Below are 19,232 nucleotides of genomic sequence, written 5' to 3' on the forward strand. Positions count from 1 at the left end.
CTCCATTTTTACCCCTAAAGAAATAGGTAGAATGTCATAATTGATTGTGTCATTTCATTTTTTCTCAATTAGCGAGTTGTCAGTAGGATCACCAACGCAATGAATAACAACAAAAAGACCAAAAAAAGATTTTCTCTTATTATCACCCTGCTTATTGTTATCGCTGGCGCTATCGCCTATTGGCAATACTCTTCAAACAACAGCGCACCTCCTGTGAGTAAAGATACCCCTACTGCGAATACACCAAATAGAAGTACAGCTGGCTCAAGACGACCACCGATGCCACCTGTACAAGTGGCGACATCTACACAAGAAGATGTGCCGCAATTTTTAACCGCTTTAGGCACAGTGAAAGCCGTCAATAGTGTGACCGTGACAAGCCGTGTGGAAGGGCAATTAATGGCGTTGCATTTCACCGAAGGCCAACAAGTGAATCAAGGCGATTTGTTAGCAGAAATCGACCCACGCCCTTTTGAAGTGCAATTAGCGCAAGCTAAAGGGCAATTGGCAAAAGATCAGGCCACACTGGCGAATGCGCGCCTTGATTTAGCTCGCTACCAAAAACTGGCAAAGACCCATTTGGTTTCACAACAAGAATTAGACAACCAAGCGGCTTTAGTCAAACAGTCTGAAGCCAGTATTAGTATCGATAAAGCAGCAATTAATAATGCACAATTACAATTAACCTATAGCAAAATAACGGCCCCTATTTCAGGACGGGTGGGATTAAAGCAGGTTGATGTCGGTAACTATATTTCTGGTGGCTCATCTACGCCAATTGTCGTTATTAATCAGATGGATCCTGTTGATGTGCTCTTTACATTACCAGAGCAAGATCTATCACAGGTTATCTTAGCCCGTAAAAATAGCCCTACATTACCTGTTGTTGCATTAGACAGAAATAATAAAATTGAATTAGCACAAGGGACACTATTTAGTGTTGATAATCAAATTGATGCCACTACAGGGACTATCAAATTAAAAGCCCGTTTTCCTCAACAAGAAAGTACGCTATTTCCCAATCAATTTGTCAATATTCGTTTATATGTCACTACATTAGAAAAAGCGGTAGTGATCCCCAATGCAGCATTACAAATGGGAAATGAAGGACACTTTGTTTGGGTTGTTGATGAGGAAAACAAAGTCAGCAAACTCGCTGTTGAGGTTGCATCACAAAATGCAGATAAAGTTGTCATTGCCTCAGGGTTATCCGCTAATCAACGTGTTGTCACCGATGGTGTGGATAGATTAACGCAAGGTGCCAAAGTCGAGATTGTAACACCGCTGGCACCTAAAGCTAAAACCACAGATCCCGTTGTTGCGGAGAAAGCATAATGAGCGAAAAAATCCCCGCTACAGGTGGTGGGCCATCTCGTTTATTTATTTTACGTCCAGTGGCAACAACGCTGTTTATGGTCGCGATTTTATTAGCAGGAATTGTCGGTTATCGTATGCTGCCAGTGTCTGCATTACCTGAAGTTGATTATCCGACCATTCAAGTCGTCACACTCTATCCTGGGGCAAACCCCGAGGTGATGACCTCTGCGGTAACAGCACCGTTAGAGCGTCAATTTGGACAGATGTCAGGCTTAAAACAGATGTCCTCACAAAGTTCAGGTGGGGCATCAGTCATTACATTGATGTTCCAACTCACATTACCGTTAGATGTCGCAGAGCAAGAAGTACAAGCGGCCATTAATGCAGCAACTAACTTATTACCTACTGATTTACCTTATCCGCCCATTTACAGCAAAGTAAATCCGGCTGATCCGCCAGTGTTAACCTTAGCCGTCACCAGCTCTGTATTGCCGATGACACAGCTACAGGATATGGTAGAAACGCGAATATCGCAGAAAATATCGCAAGTTAACGGCGTTGGTTTAGTCTCTTTAGCCGGCGGACAACGCCCTGCTGTGCGCGTAAAATTGAATGCCCAAGCAGCCGCCTCTTATGGGTTAGATAGTGAAACAATCCGCGTGGCTATTAATAATGCCAATGTTAACTCTGCCAAAGGTAGCCTTGATGGCCCCACTCGCTCGGTAACGTTATCCGCCAACGATCAAATGAAATCATTAGATGATTATCGCAAACTGATTGTTAGCTATAAAAATGGCGCCCCCATCCGCCTTGCCGATATTGCCACCATTGAACAAGCCCCAGAAAATAACCAGCTTGGTGCTTGGGCCAATAATCAACAAGCCATTATTATCAATGTGCAACGCCAACCGGGTGTTAATGTTATTGAAACAACGGATAATATTCGTAATTTATTACCGGATTTAGTGTCTAATTTGCCTAAGTCGGTAAATGTTGAGATCTTAACCGATAGAACCACAACCATTCGGGCATCAGTGAAAGATGTCCAGTTTGAACTGGGCTTGGCGATTGCACTTGTGGTCATGGTTATCTATCTATTTTTACGTAATGGTGTTGCCACTCTTATTCCTAGCATTGCCGTCCCCCTCTCCTTAGTGGGTACTTTTGCGGTGATGTATTTTTGCGGTTTTTCTGTCAATAACCTCACCTTAATGGCACTTACCATTGCGACAGGCTTTGTGGTTGATGACGCCATTGTGGTGATAGAAAATATCTCCCGTTATCTAGAGCGAGGAGATAAGCCGTTAACCGCAGCCTTAAAAGGGGCGGGAGAAATCGGCTTTACTATTATCTCACTGACTTTTTCTTTAATTGCCGTACTGATCCCGCTGTTATTTATGGGAGATATTGTTGGTCGTTTATTTAGAGAGTTTGCCATTACCTTAGCCGTGGCGATTTTAATTTCCGCGGTAGTCTCTTTAACCTTAACGCCGATGATGTGCGCACGCTTACTTAAACCAGAAAGTCAAATTAAGCACAATCGTTTTGAAATGGCTTGTGAGCGCTTTTTTGAAAAGATGATCGCCGTGTATGCGGTTTGGCTAAAACGTGTATTAAATCATCAATGGATAACATTAGGTGTTGCCCTCAGTACATTAGCACTAACAGTTTTGCTCTATCTATTTATCCCTAAAGGCTTTTTCCCTTTACAAGATAATGGGTTACTACAAGGTACAATAGAAACCTCACAATCCATTTCTTATCAAGCGATGGTTGAAAAACAGCAACAAGTGGTTGAGAAACTGATTGACGATCCGGCTGTTGAAAATATTGCGAGCTTTGTGGGTATCGATGGCAGTAATGCCACCCTCAATACAGGTCGCTTGCAAATTACCTTAAAACCCCTCGATCAACGTGATTCACGCATTGATGAAATTATTCCTCGTTTACAAGCACGAGTCGCCTCTATTGCAGGAATTACACTCTATTTACAACCCACACAAGACTTAACTATTGATACACAAGTTTCCCGTACTCAATATCAATTTACCTTGCAAGCAACCTCGCTCGATGAGCTTGCCTATTGGGTGCCTAAATTATCACAGGCACTACAAGAGAGTCCGGAACTTACCGACATCAGCAGTGATTGGCAAGCTGATGGGATGATGGCCTATATCAATGTAGATAGAGATTCAGCCAGTCGCTTAGGAATATCAATGAGTGCCATTGATAATGCGCTGTATAATGCCTTTGGACAGCGACTTATTTCAACGATTTACACCCAAGCAAATCAGTATCGTGTTGTCTTAGAACAAAATATGCACAATAGTGAAGGACTACAGGCACTTTCTGCTGTTCATTTAACCGGCAAAGAGGGTGCTATGGTGCCACTCTTATCTATTGCCTCTGTGGAGCAACGTCTCGCGCCTTTATCTATCAATCACCAAGAGCAGTTTCCTGCTACCACATTCTCATTTAATGTCGCGAAAGACGCATCTCTTGAAGCCGCTGTTAATGCCGTTAAGCAAGCAGAAGAGCAAATTGCGATGCCAAAAGATATTACGACACAGTTTCAAGGGGCTACATTAGCTTTTGAAAGCGCCCTTTCCAGCACGCTGTGGCTTATCATTGCGGCCATCGTTGCTATGTATATTGTATTAGGCGTGTTATACGAAAGTTTTATTCACCCAATTACTATTTTATCTACCCTACCTACTGCGGGTGTCGGTGCTTTATTGGCACTGATGGCAGCCGGTAATGAGCTAGATATTATTGCGATTATTGGCATCATTTTGTTGATTGGTATTGTTAAGAAAAATGCCATCATGATGATCGATTTCGCACTGGCCGCTGAAAGAGAACAAGGACTATCTCCTTACGAAGCAATTTATCAAGCTTGTCTGCTACGTTTTCGCCCTATTTTAATGACCACTATGGCTGCGTTATTAGGTGCATTGCCTTTAATGCTAAGCACTGGCGTAGGGGCTGAATTACGCCAACCATTAGGTGTATGTATGGTGGGGGGCTTAATTATGAGTCAAATACTCACCTTATTTACCACCCCTGTTATCTATTTGCTGTTTGATAAGTTATCACTTTACCTTAATCGCCATAAACGCGTTGAACATGATAATGGAGCGGTGTCATGAAGCTGTTTGCTCTATTTATTCAACGACCTGTTGCTACTACACTACTTAGCCTAGCCATTTCTCTTTGTGGTGCGTTAGGTTTTATGTTGTTACCTGTCGCACCACTGCCACAAGTTGATTATCCGGTCATTAATATTTATGCCTCATTACCGGGGGCATCACCTGAAACGATGGCTTCTTCTGTTGCCACTCCCCTTGAACGCTCCTTAGGGCGTATTGCGGGGATTGATGAGATGACGTCAAGCAGTGCTTTAGGTAGTACCAGTATCACATTAGTTTTTGACTTAAATAAAGATATTAATACCGCAGCTAGAGATGTACAGGCTGCGTTAAATGCCTCACAAAGCCTATTACCTTCAGGGATGCCAAGTCGCCCACGTTATTACAAATCAAATCCTTCTGATGCACCGATTATGATCTTAACGCTGACCTCTGAAACACAAAATACTGGTGAGCTTTATGATCTCGCATCAACACGCTTGGCACAAAAAATCTCGCAAATTGAAGGAGTGAGTGAAGTTTCCGTAGGGGGGGGTTCACTGCCGGCTGTGCGTGTTGCACTCAATCCTGATGCGCTATTTAATCAAAATGTCAGTCTTGATGATGTACGCAAAGCCATTAGTCAATCCAATGTCAGAAGACCACAAGGCTTTATTCATAATGATGAAAATCGTTGGCAGATACAAACTAACGATGAGTTAAGCAAAGCTCAAGATTATCGCCCAATTATTGTGCATTATAATCAAGATGCTATCGTGCGTTTAAGTGATGTTGCCCAAGTGACAGACTCTGTACAAAACGCACGGGCGGCAGGAATGAGTGGTGGTGAACCGGCTATTTTACTGGTTATTCGCCGTGAAGCAGGCGCCAATATCATCGAAACTGTCAACCGCATTCGTGATGAACTCCCCGAATTACGTGAGCTACTCCCTGCCAGTGTCAATTTAAAGGTAGCTCAAGATAGAACCCCCACTATTCGTGCCTCATTAGCAGAAGTTGAACGCGCATTAGCGATTGCCGTGGCACTGGTTATTTTAGTGGTATTCTTATTTCTACGTTCAGGGCGTGCTACCTTGATCCCCGCTGTTGCCGTACCCGTTTCATTAATTGGTACTTTTTCAGCCATGTATTTATGTGGCTTTAGCTTAAACAATCTATCATTAATGGCATTAACGGTTGCAACCGGCTTTGTCGTGGATGATGCGATTGTCGTACTCGAAAATATCTCTCGCCATATCGAAAATGGCTTAAAACCTAAACAAGCCGCCCTAAAAGGGGTTAGCGAAGTGGGCTTTACGGTACTTTCAATGAGTATTTCATTGGTGGCGGTATTTATTCCTCTCTTGTTAATGGATGGCCTTGTCGGACGACTTTTTAAAGAGTTTGCCATTACCTTAACCACCGCGATTGGGATCTCTTTATTTGTCTCCTTAACATTAACCCCAATGATGTGTGCCCATTTATTAAAAGGCATAAAACCCAAAGCACAGTCACATTTACGCGGATTTGGTAAGTTAATTTTTCGCTTACAACAAGGTTACAGTGTCACACTACAAGCGGCATTACGGCATAAACGCTGGATCATGGCTATTTTTATTACCACCTTAGGACTGAATGCTTATTTATATATCAGTGCGCCGAAAACCTTCTTTCCAGATCAAGATACCGGTCGTTTAATGGGATTTGTACGTGCAGACCAAAGTATTTCATTCCAATCGATGAAAGAAAAAATGACCCGTTTTATGCAGGAGATTAATGCAGATAAAGATGTTGATAGCGTCACGGGATTTACGGGGGGAGGACGTATTAATAGTGGATTTATGTTTATTTCACTTAATCCGCTCTCAGAGCGCACAGATAGTGCAAATCAAGTGATCAATCGCCTTCGTATCAAACTGGCTAATGAACCCGGTGCAACACTATTTTTAATGCCTGTACAAGATGTACGTGCTGGAGGACGCCAAGCTAATGCCAGTTATCAGTTTACTTTACTCGCTGATGATTTAAGTGAATTACGTAAATGGGAGCCATTAATACGTAAAGCGTTAGGCGAATTACCTGAGCTGGTTGATGTCAACTCAGATAAAGAAGATAAAGGTGCCGAAATGGCACTCACTTATGATCGCGATACTATGTCGCAATTAGGCATTAATGTCAGTGATGCCAATAATTTATTAAATAACGCCTTTGGGCAGCGGCAGATCTCTACCATTTATGCCCCGCTAAATCAGTATAAAGTCGTGATGGAAGTATCTGAACAATATACGCAAGATGTCTCTGCACTAGATAAAATGTATGTGATGAATACACAAGGTGAACGTATTCCATTATCTGCATTTGCCAGTTGGTATCCCGCTAATGCACCTTTAAGTGTTAATCACCAAGGGTTATCTGCCGCCTCTACCATCGCTTTTAATGTGCCAGAGGGCTATACCTTATCTGATGCCATTAACGCCATTGAGCGAACCATGACAGAGTTAGGTGTGCCTAACACGGTACGAGGCACCTTTGCGGGTACAGCACAAATTTTTCAAGAAACCATTAAGTCACAGCTTATCTTGATCTTAGCGGCTATTGTCACCGTCTATATTGTCCTTGGTGTGCTTTATGAGAGCTATATTCATCCATTGACTATTTTATCCACATTGCCTTCTGCCGGTGTTGGCGCATTATTAGCACTGCGCTTGTTTGATACCCCCTTTAGCTTAATTGCTCTTATTGGCATTATGTTGTTAATTGGTATTGTGAAGAAAAATGCCATTATTATGGTGGATTTTGCGATTACGGCTCAACGAGAAGGAAAACTATCCGCTCAAGAAGCGATTATTCAAGCCAGTTTATTGCGTTTCCGCCCTATTATTATGACTACCTTAGCCGCGCTCTTTGGCGCTTTACCTCTGATGCTAAGTAGTGGTGATGGTGCGGAATTAAGGCAACCATTAGGCATTACCATTGTGGGTGGCTTGCTTATGAGCCAATTATTAACCCTGTATACCACTCCGATTATCTATCTGTTTTTTGATGGTGTTCGCCAACGTTGGCAACAGCGACGCCATAACAGAAAAGAGGCAAATGCATGAAACTAAGAAGTAAGCTATTTTTGGTGATCTTCGCGACTTGCATGATAGTGGTATTTGCTATGCATATCGGTATTCGTAGTAGCTTCCAGCAGGGGTTTATTGGCTATATCAAGAAGAACAGTGAACAGCGGGCAACCTTGTTAGCCGAAGCATTAAGCGATCAATATCAATTAACCGGAGATTGGCGTTTTCTTAATCGAGATGATCGCTCTATTTATCAGATACTACGAACCATTGACCAAATAAGTCAAAGTGGTGAAGGCCCTGCCCCTCGAGGATGGCGTACTCAGTTTTGGATCGTCGATAAACAGATGAAACGCTTATTTGGCCATGATAATCAATTTCCCGCAGAAACCTTTAAAAAACCTATTACTTATCATGATGAAATTGTCGGCTGGGTGATTGTCAGTGCAGCGGACAAAATCAGCAACGAAGCAGATATTAGCTTTGATAAGCAACAGTTACGCACCAGTTGGATCATTGCCGGCTTAACGGTGCTTTTTGCGCTATTAATTACGTTAATACTGTCACGCAGCATGATCCGCCCAGTAAAGCGATTAGTGGAGGCAACCCATAAATTAGCCGCTGGCGATTTTGCTGTTCGCGTGACCCCAACCAATAAAGATGAAATCAGCCAGCTAGCAACGGATTTTAATCAACTTGCCAGTACACTGGAAAAAAATGAGCAAATTCGCCGTGATTATATGGCAGATATCTCCCATGAGTTACGTACGCCATTGGCTATCTTAAAAGGAGAGCTTGAAGCGTTACAAGATGGTGTAAGAAAGCCAACAGCAGAAACGTTAAATTCATTACTCTTTGAAGTAACAAATTTAACTAAACTGGTAAACGATCTACATCAGCTATCATTATCTGATAGAGGCTCTTTGACCTATCGTAAGGATTTTATTGATATTAATGAAATTATTTTGTTAGCTGTCGCCTCTTATCGGCATATTTATCAAGCCAAAGAGATTGCTTTACAGACTGATTTAGATGATAACGTCAAACTGATTGTACAAGCTGATCCGGATAGGTTGATCCAACTTTTTCATAATCTATTAGAAAACAGTGTTCGTTATACCAATTCTGGTGGTCAATTGCATATTAGTAGCAAAAGAGAACATAATAATGTGTTGATTGTGTGGGAAGATAGTGCCCCGGGGCTAGATAAAGCACAATATGAAGCGGTATTCCAACGTTTTTATCGGGCCGAAAGCTCTCGTAATCGTTCCAGCGGTGGCTCTGGTTTGGGGCTTGCGATTTGCGAAAATATTGTCGAAGCTCATAATGGTAAAATCACGGCTATGCCATCCGCTATCGGTGGAGTAAAAATACTTATCGTATTACCTGTCTATTCTGAAGATAATTAAATTTTGCTCTATTGATTATACTGAATATTATTGTCCTAATTGATAACTATTGAGCCATATAGACAATGACCACGACCACATCTACATATTCAATTTTAATCGTTGAAGATGAGCCGAAATTGGCACAATTACTTATTGATTATCTTCAAGCATCTGATTATCAAACGCAGTGGCTGGCAGATGGTACTGAGGTTATACAACATATCAAACAATCTCATTACGATTTAGTACTGCTTGATCTGATGCTACCGGGTAAAGATGGCATTACCCTATGCAAAGAGTTACGTCAGTTCTCCGATATTCCTATTATTATGGTCACCGCAAAAACAGAAGAAGTAGACCGACTATTAGGGTTGGAAATTGGTGCTGATGACTATATTTGCAAACCTTATAGCCCTCGGGAAGTGGTTGCCCGTGTAAAAACATTATTGCGTCGCTATTATCGGCCACAGGATATTGTGCAAAATAGCGCCTTAGTTATTATTGATGAGCAGGCTTACCAAATTCAATATCATAATAAAATTCTTGATTTAACTACCGCTGAATTTCGTCTTATTAAAGCATTAGCTACACAACCGGGCAAAGTGTTAAGCCGTGACCAGTTAATGGATCATCTGTATGATGATTATCGCATCGTAACCGACCGTACTATTGATAGCCATATAAAAAACTTACGACGCAAACTTGAGCAACTTAACGATCAAATTGAATTTATTCGTTCAATTTATGGACAAGGCTATCGTTGGGAAACCGCAGCCTATCGTTTTCGATGATATTTTTTCAGGAATACATTGAACCTCGCTACAGTTAAGCGCTAGAATCCTCCCCTTTATGATATACCCTTACCTTTTGTGTAGGGGACTGACTTGAAATCAGAACCAGGAAATTAATCATGTTTACACCCGAATTGCTCTCTCCTGCAGGCTCATTAAAAAATATGCGCTATGCATTCGCTTATGGCGCAGACGCGGTCTATGCAGGTCAGCCTCGCTATAGTTTACGCGTACGTAATAATGAGTTTAATCACGAAAACCTTGCTAAAGGAATACAAGAAGCGCATGAATTAGGTAAACGCTTCTATGTTGTGGTTAACATCGCCCCCCATAATGCAAAATTAAAAACCTTTATCCGTGACTTAAAACCAGTTATTGATATGGGGCCTGATGCGCTGATTATGTCTGATCCGGGTTTGATCATGATGGTGCGTGAAGCTTTCCCTGATATGGATATCCACCTTTCAGTACAAGCTAACGCCGTTAACTGGGCTACCGTAAAATTCTGGCGTCAAATGGGCTTAACTCGCGTTATTCTTTCTCGTGAGCTATCTATTGACGAAATTGCAGAAATTCGTAAACAAGTCCCTGATATGGAGCTTGAAGTCTTCGTTCACGGGGCCTTGTGTATGGCTTATTCGGGTCGTTGCTTATTATCAGGCTATATCAATAAACGTGACCCAAACCAAGGTACATGCACAAATGCCTGCCGTTGGGAATACAAAGTTGAAGAAGGCAAAGAAGATGAAGTGGGGAATATTGTCGAGAAGTACCAACCTATCCCGGTAAAAAATGTTGAGCCAACGTTAGGTGTAGGTGCCCCCACTGATAAAGTGTTCTTAATTGAAGAAGCTAAACGTCCGGGTGAATATATGACGGCGTTCGAAGACGAACACGGTACTTATATTATGAACTCAAAAGATCTGCGCGCTATCGAACACGTTGAGCAGTTAACTAAGATGGGTGTACATTCACTGAAAATTGAAGGTCGTACTAAATCTTTCTATTATTGCGCACGCACAGCACAGATGTATCGCCGTGCTATTGATGATGCTGTTGCAGGTAAGCCTTTCGATCCAACACTGCTGACAACGCTAGAAGGTTTGGCACACCGCGGTTATACCGAAGGTTTTTTACGTCGCCATACCCATGATGCCTACCAAACCTATGAATACGGCTATTCTGTATCAGATACACAACAATTTGTAGGGGAATTTACAGGTAAACGTGTTAACGGTTTAGCTGAAGTGGATGTTAAAAATAAATTTATCTTAGGTGATAGCTTAGAGCTAATGACACCAACAGGAAATATTCAATTCACTTTAGATGCGTTATTTAATAAAAAACAACAGCCGACAGATGTTGCTCCGGGTAATGGCCATGTGGTTTATTTACCTGTTCCTGACGATGTTGATTTAAACTTTGCACTGCTTATTCGTAATCTGCCAGGAACGACAACCCGTCAACCTCATAAAATTGATGCGGTAGAAGTGAAGTAAATCATCATTATCTGATTTGATGTGGTCAATTTCAAAGATAGATCACATCAATACCTATTCATTTGCCGTATTATCTATTTCGAAAAATAAAGAACTAGAATGAATACAGTAAGACTAGGAACCACCTCCTTGGCAAATCCAATCTCCCTTGGATTTGCCTTTTCTTTTTTTATCCCCCGCTATTTTTATTATATTTTTTGAGTAACGTAAATTGCTTTTGGCTTTGGTGATACTTTGTAAAAAAAATGGTAATTCGCCTAATATCCATTATCTTTAAATAAGTCATATTAATTAAGGAGTCATATTGATGGGCCAAATCAGTTTGCTGATTATCAATGGAAAAAACTCAGGCAATGAGGCTCTGCGACAAGCGGTTTATCAACAACGCAAGGAAGGTAATGATATCCAAGTCAGAGTGACATGGGAATCAAGTGATATTCAACGCTTTGTGCAAGAAGCACTACATATTCAAGCGCAAACCATTATCGCCGCAGGGGGTGATGGTACGATCAACAATGTCGCCTCTGAGCTGGTTCGTTTAGCCCCCTCTTCGCCCCCCGCGTTAGGCATTATCCCTTTAGGGACTGCAAATGATTTTGCCACCAGTGCACAAATCCCATTAGAGATGGACAAAGCGCTCAGTTTAGCGATTAAAGGTCGCGCCGTTCCTGTCGATATTATTAATGTGAACAAAACACATTACTTTATCAATATGGCCTCAGGTGGCTTTGGTACCAAGATCACCACTGAAACCCCTGAAGCACTAAAATCCGCCTTAGGTGGTGCTGCATATTTTATTAATGGTTTATTGCGTATTGATACCTTAAAAGCGGATCAATGCACCGTTGAAGCTGAAAATTTTCATTGGAAAGGTGAAGCTTTAATTATCGGTATTGGTAATGGACGCCAAGCGGGAGGTGGACAACAACTTTGCCCCGAAGCACTGATTAATGACAATAAACTCAATATTACCCTTGTTGAAGCCCGTGAATTGCTTCCTTCTCTATTAACCAGTCTGTTCGATCGTAAGAAAAATGACAAAATTATTGAGCGAGAAAGTGATTGGGTCACTATTAGTGCGGCTCATGAAATGGTATTTAATTTAGATGGTGAACCCCTTTTAGGGGATAAATTTGAATTTATTGTACTACCTGAAGCGATCCACTGCCGGTTACCGCCCCAATGTGACTTGTTATCTTAATGTAGATAAATGACAATCACTGTCATCTCATCGTGAACTGGAGTAAGTAATGACTGATATAGTAAGTTTGTTAGGTGCTGATGCTAACTCATTATTGGAACATCGCTGCCAAACCATCCCAAGCGAAAATCTCTACCTGCCAGGTTCTGACTTTGTTGATCGTGTGATGATTGATAACAATCGCCCTAATACCGTATTGCGTTCTATGCAAACCCTGTTTAACCATGGTCGTTTAGCAGGAACGGGTTATCTTTCTATTTTACCTGTCGATCAGGGTGTTGAACACTCTGCCGCTGCCTCATTTGCCGCGAACCCACTCTATTTTGATCCCAAAAATATTGTTGAGCTTGCCATTGAAGCCGGATGTAACTGTGTTGCTTCCACCTATGGTGTTCTAGCTTCTGTTTCTCGTCGTTATGCACACAAAATCCCATTTTTGGTAAAACTTAATCATAACGAAACATTAAGCTATCCAACTCAATACGACCAAACGCTGTATGCCAGTGTTGAACAAGCCTTTGAAATGGGGGCTGTTGCTGTAGGTGCGACTATCTATTTTGGTTCTCCAGAAAGCCGCCGCCAAATCGAAGAGATCTCGATGGCATTTGAACGTGCCCATGAATTAGGCATGGTTACCGTATTATGGGCATATTTACGTAATCCAGCCTTTAAGAAAGATGGGGTTGATTACCATGCAAGTGCTGATTTAACAGGTCAAGCCAACCATTTAGCATCAACCATTGGTGCCGATATTGTTAAACAGAAAATGGCTGAAAATAACGGTGGCTTTAAAGCGATTGGTTTTGGTCATACTGATGAGCGTGTTTACACTAAACTGACGAGCGAAAACCCCATTGATTTAGTGCGTTACCAATTAGCTAACTGCTATATGGGACGTGCAGGATTAATTAACTCAGGTGGAGCATCGGGTAATAATGATCTTGCTGATGCAGTACGTACTGCAGTCATTAATAAACGTGCTGGGGGCATGGGGCTTATCTTAGGTCGTAAAGCCTTTAAGAAATCCATGAAAGACGGTGTTGCTCTAATTAATGCCGTACAAGATGTCTATTTAGATAAATCTGTGACTATTGCTTAATTTTTTACGATTAAATTACGCATTGAAGCCCCTTTAATAGGGGCTTTTTGATATCACCACCAGCGATGAAAATGATGTACAGGGCCGAAACCTTGTCCCACCTCTAAACTGTCTGCCTGTTCTAACGCTTGCTGTAAATAGGCTTTTGCTTGTTCAACACAACTTTGCCAATCAGAAACTTGAGGACGAATAGCAGCTAAAGCGGCTGAAAGTGTGCATCCCGTACCGTGAGTATTTTTTGTATTGATGCGCGGTGAAGTAAATCGCCATTGCCCATCTTGGGTCAATAACCAATCAGGACTTTCTTTCTCGCTTAAATGGCCCCCTTTCATCAATACCGCCTGACAACCTTGATAAAGTAATGCTTCACCTTGTTGTTTCATAGTTGTTTCATCTGTCGCGATATCACAACCTAATAGTGCTGCCGCCTCAGGCAGATTTGGCGTGATCAAATCAACGCGGGGTAATAACTGAGTGAACATTTTATCAATAGCATCAGGTTGTAACAGTGGATCGCCACTTTTGGCAAGCATAACAGTATCAAGTACGACAAAAGGAATGGGATATTGCTGCAGTTTATCGCAAACGACATCAATAATACTGGCATTAGAAAGCATACCAATTTTAGCGCTATCTATTCTGACATCAGAAAGTACCGCATCTAATTGTGCTGCGACAAAATCAGGGGATAAATCATAGACAGAGTGTACACCACAGGTATTTTGCGCTACCAGTGCAGTCATGACTGTTGTGCCATATACACCCAGTGCGGAAAATGTTTTCAGATCAGCCTGTATCCCCGCCCCACCACTCGGATCGGTGCCGGCGATAGACAACGCGTTATATCTCACTAATTAACTCCTCCTTTACCAGTTACAGAAAAGTCGGGCTCTGTTAATCAGCACAGTGACCTTGACTTCCCTACGCTGGCATTATCCAGATCAGGTTATACGGGTTCATCTCAGCCAATAGGCGCCCCGAGCCAAAGCTTATATGATATAAGCCACAAGAGTATCGCATGCAGAAGATAAAGAAGCTAGCTTGATAATGACAACCTTTATCAGCTCACTTAACGTGCTTTAAGTTAACTTTTCTATTTTTGCCCATATAACAAACACTATTCATTATTAACGTTATATTAATATTTCAATATGCGATAAAAAAACCGATGGATATGTAATCGTTATATTATGTTATAATGTTTTTTAGATAATATTTAATCGTTATTATCTTACTTAGTTTTTTTTATTCTAAAATCTAATAAATTATGTATCATTATTAAGCTTAATAAATCCTCAATTATATTAACTAATACTATAAATAATTATCTTTTAAATGGGAGCAACTGAGATGCATCTCTTTGTAACCATTTGAAATTAAATATAATGTTATTAAAATAGTTCAATTTCGGATAGCTCTTATCTGAATATTTCACTAATTAAATAACACTATGACACAAATTTTTTTAACATTACCAGAACCACCGCAATGCCGTATTCGGAGTTATATATGTCATCTACCTATTTTCACTCTAGCCTATTAGCAGCTACACTGTTTTCAGTTACGTTAACAGCACCTGCTTTTGCTTCTGAAAATACGCAAAACACACCTCAGACTATTACGACAAAAAAACCTCAGCCAGCAGAGAACACTTTCTCAGAAAAAAATGAGGAAAGCTATTGGGGAAAATTTAAACGTAATCTTACCCAAACTTGGGATAATGACCAATATAACTACTATTTACCGGTATGGACTTGGCATAACCGTTTTACTTACGATAAAGAAAAAACCAATCGTTATAACGAAACGCCTTGGGGATTTGGTATGGGTAAATATCGTTATGATAATGAGGGTGATTGGCATGGCTTATATGCTATGGCCTTTATGGATTCCAATAATCGTGTACAACCTATTATGGGCTATGGTTTTGAAAAAATGTGGTATCCCGGTGGAGATAGAGAGGGTTTTCGCATGGGGGCGGGCTTTACCTTAAGTGTGACTGCTCGTCATGAGTATAACTATATTCCTATGCCATTACCTCTACCGCTAGTGTCAGTCGGTTATGGACACTTATCATTACAGGCGACTTATGTACCAGGAACCTATAATAACGGTAATGTTTTATTTGCTTGGTTACGTTGGCAGTGATCGATTGCCCTAATAAAAAAATAAAGTGACCCTTTTTAGAGTCACTTTTTTAATATCGCGTTTTTCTTATCTTTCGCTTAGGCTAACTTAGCCAAGATAATTTAACTATCTTGCCTTGCTTGTGTGGTTGTCAGCGATTTTTTAGTTCTTGAGATCTTAAAACCTATCCAGAGCAAGCCTACCCAAAATGGCATCAAAATAACGGAAATATTAATTTTTGGCATCATTAGAATAATGACCAAAATCATACATAAAAAGGCTAAACACAGATAGTTACCATAAGGATACCAAAGTGCTTTAAATGAAGGCTCTACACCCTCTTTAATTTTAGCTGCACGGAATTTTAAGTTTGCTAAACAGATCATGATCCAGTTAAGCACTAATGTTGTTACCACTAATGCCATTAATAGCTCTAAAGCTTGATCAGGGAGTAAATAGTTAACCAAAATCCCGAGTGATGTGGCTATCGCAGATAACCCCAAAGAAATAACAGGTACACCACGTTTATTAACCTTAGATAATGAATGCGGTGCATTGCCTTGTTTGGCTAAACCGTACAGCATCCGGCTATTAGAATAAACGCCACTGTTATAGACAGATAATGCCGCGGTTAAAACCACCGCATTTAAAATATGGGCAACAACAAAATTATCTAAATTATGGAAAATAAGTACGAAAGGACTTTCTCCTTTCACCACTTGGGTCCAAGGATAAAGAGAAAGCAGTACAATCAATGAACCAATATAGAAAATCAAAATACGATAAACAACTTGGTTAGTTGCTTTGGGAATACTTACTTTAGGATTTTCTGCTTCTGCGGCGGTGATCCCCACCAGCTCAAGTCCCCCAAATGAGAACATCACAATAGCTAATGCAGACATAAACCCAGTAAAGCCATGAGGGAAGAAACCTAGCTCCCATAAATTGCTCACAGAAGCTTGTGGACCACCATTACCACTGACCAATAAATAGCTACCAAATAAAATCATACCAACGATCGCCAAAACTTTTATAATGGCAAACCAAAACTCGGTTTCACCATACATTCTGACATTAATTAGGTTAATTAAATTAATAGCAACAAAAAACACCGCTACCGAAACCCACACCGGAATATCAGGTAACCAATAATTAATATATTTTCCTGCGGCGGTTAATTCAGCCATACCGACAAGAATAAACATAACCCAGTAGTTCCAACCTGATAAAAAGCCAGCAAATGGCCCCCAATACTTATTGGCAAAGTGACTAAATGAACCCGCAACCGGCTCTTCGGCAACCATTTCACCAAGTTGGCGCATGATCATAAACGCAATAAAACCACCAATCGCATAGCCTAATATAACTGATGGCCCAGTCATATTAATGGTTTGCGCGATACCAAGAAACAGACCAGCGCCGACAGCCCCACCCAGCGCAATCAGCTGGATATGTCGATTTTTAAGACCGCGCTTTAATTCTGCTTGTTGCGACTCTTTCGCCATACATCCTCTTTTCTTCATCTATCAGGTAAAAGTGTAAATCAATGTTTACGATTTTGTTTATTTCAAGCCACCATTAAAACACTAATCTGACTTGAATAACAAATACATTTTGTGATAGAGGGGAAAAAGCATAGAAAGCGGGTTTTTTACGGCTGCTTAGAGGGAAATAAGATGGTAAAGCGACAGATACCTTGCTGAAAATCTTCGCCTTGATCGCAAAAATTATCTAACGCCACAAGGTACAACCCCAAGCTGATAGCTAATATAATTATTAAGCTAATAATTATTTTCTTTGCGTTCAAATTAAAATCCTTTAAATACATTTTGTTTATAGTACTTATTACAAAATAGGCATTCGCTTTAATACGATAACAACGCCTATCACTGTTGTTATAAAATTCGCAATAAGTTATCTCTAAGATTAAATTTAGCATAGTTTTCATAAAGAAAGTTAAATGCTTCCTCGACAGAAAACAGATAATTGGCACTATTTTTTCTTAATTGTACGCAAAATAGGCATTTTTATTTTAATTACACATTTTGCCAACACATAGAAACAGCAATCAACTAATATGGATTTCTCTGTTTGCCACTTTTTGTATAATATTAAGGAGTTAATTTTGTTTTTTACCTTAACTTCATCGATAGAATGGAACTGTAATGCCACAAGATAATCATCTCGCATTAGTTTGCGCGCTAAGTAAATGGATTGAGGAGCATTTAGGTCGCGTAATACACCTTGAAGAGCTAGCGGCTTACTCCGGCTATTCCCTTTGGCATATGCAGAAAATTTTTAAAGAAGTCACGGGCACCTCTTTAGGAAAGTATATTCGCCAACGCCGTTTAGCGGGGGCTATCCATCTTTTACGCACCAGTGACCGCTCAATATTTGATATTGCATTAGATTTCGGCTTTGGCTCGCAATCACACTTTACTTATATGTTTCGTAAAGAGTATGGCATCACTCCATTTGACTTTAGGCAAAATCAAGATATCGAGTTAGAGACAAAACAGCCCTTACATTTGCAATCACTTTGTTGTGATTAGACTGACTTTTATGTGGCATAGAGATATTCTCTTTCGTGTCACATAAATAAAGCCCCAGTTATGTGATGATAATGCCTCGCCCTTACCAACCATTAACTGCTTTACTTTAATATGGGGATGATAATGAGTATTAAGCTTATCGTTATTGATTTAGATGGAACGTTACTAAACGAACAACATGAGATCACACCTGAAGTACATCAAGCGATCCAACATGCTAAAAATTCTGGAGTGCACATTGTTCTTGCATCTGGGCGATCTTTTAACGGCATCTCTCCCTACTTAAAAGCACTTAATCTTGATACATCTGATAACTTTTGCATTAGCAATAATGGTAGCCAAATTCACCAAGCAGAAAATGGTGAAATTATCACCGAAGACTTGCTCAATTTTGAAGATTACCTCTATTTTGAAGATCTCTCCCGTGAGATAGGTGTTCACTTTCATGTTTTAAGTGATAATAAAATTTATACCACCAATCGCCATATTAGCCATTTTACTTGTCGTGAAGCATTCTTAACGTGGACACCTCTCTATTATCGCCCCTTAAGCGAAATGCAAAGAGATATGCGCTTTAGTAAATTTATGATCGTTGGTACACCTACGGTATTAGATAACGCAATGCAATATTTACCTGCTAATATCTATCAACAATACAGCATATTACGTAGTGCTCCTTATTTTATTGAGATATTAAATACCGATGTCAATAAAGGAAACGCGGTACAAAAAATAGCAGAACATTTAAAAATCACTCCAGAGAAAATAATGTGTATTGGCGATCAAGATAATGATTTAGCGATGTTACAGTATGCAGGATTGGGTGTTGCGATGGGAAACGCCCCTGAAGAGATCAAAAAAGTGGCGAAATTTATTACATTATCTAATAAAGAACACGGTGTTGCCGTCGCTATCAATAAATTTATTTAAACACGATATTTTTTGTGTTTTATCACTAATGTCTACAAAATTATATAGCAATTGTGATCCTAGCTAGAGGATCACACTGCTTGCCCCCCTGCTTTATAGCCATTTATTATGCTCCTTTTCCTGCTGGATCAG

The 19,232-nt window shown here is 40.5% G+C and carries 14 protein-coding genes and 1 riboswitch; of the genes, 11 read left to right on the forward strand and 3 right to left on the reverse strand.

Annotated elements, in window-relative coordinates; genetic code table 11:
* The first annotated feature begins 99 nt into the window (after positions 1–99).
* From AACV00_RS09645 to fbaB, 8 genes are all read left to right on the forward strand, one after another.
* Positions 100–1,335, forward strand: a complete 1,236-nt coding sequence (locus AACV00_RS09645) for an MdtA/MuxA family multidrug efflux RND transporter periplasmic adaptor subunit (RefSeq protein WP_063108388.1) — start codon at positions 100–102, stop codon at positions 1,333–1,335.
* Positions 1,335–4,466 carry an MdtB/MuxB family multidrug efflux RND transporter permease subunit gene (locus tag AACV00_RS09650; protein WP_004243446.1) on the forward strand — a complete coding sequence of 1,044 codons (3,132 nt, stop codon included), beginning with the start codon at positions 1,335–1,337 and terminating at the stop codon, positions 4,464–4,466. Before AACV00_RS09645 ends, AACV00_RS09650 begins: the two co-directional genes overlap by 1 nt.
* Entirely contained in the window at positions 4,463–7,546 is a 3,084-nt protein-coding gene (mdtC, locus tag AACV00_RS09655) for a multidrug efflux RND transporter permease subunit MdtC (RefSeq protein ID WP_104459745.1), read from the forward strand. Before AACV00_RS09650 ends, mdtC begins: the two co-directional genes overlap by 4 nt.
* A complete protein-coding gene (gene baeS, locus AACV00_RS09660) occupies positions 7,543–8,919 on the forward strand; it encodes a two-component system sensor histidine kinase BaeS (protein WP_004243448.1) in 1,377 nt (458 codons plus the stop codon). The genes mdtC and baeS overlap by 4 nt, the downstream gene beginning before the upstream one ends.
* 65 nt (positions 8,920–8,984) lie before the next feature.
* Positions 8,985–9,692 carry a two-component system response regulator BaeR gene (gene baeR / locus AACV00_RS09665; RefSeq protein ID WP_004243449.1) on the forward strand — a complete coding sequence of 236 codons (708 nt, stop codon included), beginning with the start codon at positions 8,985–8,987 and terminating at the stop codon, positions 9,690–9,692.
* 119 nt (positions 9,693–9,811) lie between these two features.
* Positions 9,812–11,191 carry a prephenate-dependent tRNA uridine(34) hydroxylase TrhP gene (gene trhP / locus AACV00_RS09670; RefSeq protein WP_004243450.1) on the forward strand — a complete coding sequence of 460 codons (1,380 nt, stop codon included), beginning with the start codon at positions 9,812–9,814 and terminating at the stop codon, positions 11,189–11,191.
* A 307-nt stretch (positions 11,192–11,498) separates the two neighbouring features.
* Positions 11,499–12,392: a lipid kinase YegS gene (yegS, locus tag AACV00_RS09675; RefSeq protein ID WP_004243451.1), complete on the forward strand. Its 894-nt coding sequence runs from the start codon at positions 11,499–11,501 to the stop codon at positions 12,390–12,392.
* 49 nt (positions 12,393–12,441) lie between these two features.
* The gene (gene fbaB / locus AACV00_RS09680; protein WP_004243453.1) at positions 12,442–13,491 is read left to right on the forward strand and encodes a class I fructose-bisphosphate aldolase; all 1,050 of its coding nucleotides are present in this window, start codon (positions 12,442–12,444) and stop codon (positions 13,489–13,491) included.
* Positions 13,492–13,544: 53 nt separating this feature from the next.
* Here the strand turns inward: fbaB and thiD are convergent, their stop codons facing one another.
* Positions 13,545–14,342, reverse strand: coding sequence for a bifunctional hydroxymethylpyrimidine kinase/phosphomethylpyrimidine kinase (thiD, locus tag AACV00_RS09685; protein ID WP_004248297.1), 798 nt, complete (start codon positions 14,340–14,342; stop codon positions 13,545–13,547).
* Between the two features lie 50 nt (positions 14,343–14,392).
* Positions 14,393–14,481: riboswitch (TPP riboswitch) on the reverse strand.
* 519 nt (positions 14,482–15,000) lie between these two features.
* Between thiD and pagP the strand changes: the two genes are divergently transcribed.
* A complete protein-coding gene (gene pagP, locus AACV00_RS09690; protein WP_004243456.1) occupies positions 15,001–15,639 on the forward strand; it encodes a lipid IV(A) palmitoyltransferase PagP in 639 nt (212 codons plus the stop codon).
* A 101-nt stretch (positions 15,640–15,740) separates the two neighbouring features.
* Here pagP and AACV00_RS09695 read toward each other — a convergent pair whose 3' ends face one another.
* Both AACV00_RS09695 and mgrB read right to left on the reverse strand, forming a co-directional pair.
* Positions 15,741–17,123 carry an amino acid permease gene (locus AACV00_RS09695; RefSeq protein ID WP_004248300.1) on the reverse strand — a complete coding sequence of 461 codons (1,383 nt, stop codon included), beginning with the start codon at positions 17,121–17,123 and terminating at the stop codon, positions 15,741–15,743.
* Between the two features lie 146 nt (positions 17,124–17,269).
* Positions 17,270–17,566, reverse strand: coding sequence for a PhoP/PhoQ regulator MgrB (gene mgrB, locus AACV00_RS09700; RefSeq protein WP_004243459.1), 297 nt, complete (start codon positions 17,564–17,566; stop codon positions 17,270–17,272).
* A 217-nt stretch (positions 17,567–17,783) separates the two neighbouring features.
* Here mgrB and AACV00_RS09705 point away from each other — a divergent pair, with 217 nt between their 5' ends.
* Complete coding sequence (locus AACV00_RS09705; protein ID WP_020945857.1) at positions 17,784–18,170, forward strand: helix-turn-helix domain-containing protein; 387 nt, start codon at positions 17,784–17,786, stop codon at positions 18,168–18,170.
* Positions 18,171–18,293: 123 nt separating this feature from the next.
* Entirely contained in the window at positions 18,294–19,100 is an 807-nt protein-coding gene (gene yidA / locus AACV00_RS09710) for a sugar-phosphatase (RefSeq protein WP_004248301.1), read from the forward strand.
* The last annotated feature ends 132 nt before the right edge of the window (positions 19,101–19,232 follow it).

The organism is Proteus sp. G3927, from assembly GCF_963894685.1.
Lineage (GTDB): Bacteria > Pseudomonadota > Gammaproteobacteria > Enterobacterales > Enterobacteriaceae > Proteus > Proteus mirabilis.

Bases quoted from the DNA above. Each gene is read 5' to 3' on its own strand.
- baeS (WP_004243448.1), top strand. From the start codon at position 7,543: ATGAAACTAAGAAGTAAGCTATTTTTGGTGATCTTCGCGACTTGCATG.
- baeR (WP_004243449.1), top strand. From the start codon at position 8,985: ATGACCACGACCACATCTACATATTCAATTTTAATCGTTGAAGATGAG.
- AACV00_RS09705 (WP_020945857.1), top strand. From the start codon at position 17,784: ATGCCACAAGATAATCATCTCGCATTAGTTTGCGCGCTAAGTAAATGG.
- trhP (WP_004243450.1), top strand. From the start codon at position 9,812: ATGTTTACACCCGAATTGCTCTCTCCTGCAGGCTCATTAAAAAATATG.
- AACV00_RS09695 (WP_004248300.1), bottom strand. From the start codon at position 17,123: ATGGCGAAAGAGTCGCAACAAGCAGAATTAAAGCGCGGTCTTAAAAAT.
- yidA (WP_004248301.1), top strand. From the start codon at position 18,294: ATGAGTATTAAGCTTATCGTTATTGATTTAGATGGAACGTTACTAAAC.
- fbaB (WP_004243453.1), top strand. From the start codon at position 12,442: ATGACTGATATAGTAAGTTTGTTAGGTGCTGATGCTAACTCATTATTG.
- AACV00_RS09645 (WP_063108388.1), top strand. From the start codon at position 100: ATGAATAACAACAAAAAGACCAAAAAAAGATTTTCTCTTATTATCACC.
- mdtC (WP_104459745.1), top strand. From the start codon at position 4,463: ATGAAGCTGTTTGCTCTATTTATTCAACGACCTGTTGCTACTACACTA.
- yegS (WP_004243451.1), top strand. From the start codon at position 11,499: ATGGGCCAAATCAGTTTGCTGATTATCAATGGAAAAAACTCAGGCAAT.
- pagP (WP_004243456.1), top strand. From the start codon at position 15,001: ATGTCATCTACCTATTTTCACTCTAGCCTATTAGCAGCTACACTGTTT.
- AACV00_RS09650 (WP_004243446.1), top strand. From the start codon at position 1,335: ATGAGCGAAAAAATCCCCGCTACAGGTGGTGGGCCATCTCGTTTATTT.
- mgrB (WP_004243459.1), bottom strand. From the start codon at position 17,566: ATGAAAACTATGCTAAATTTAATCTTAGAGATAACTTATTGCGAATTT.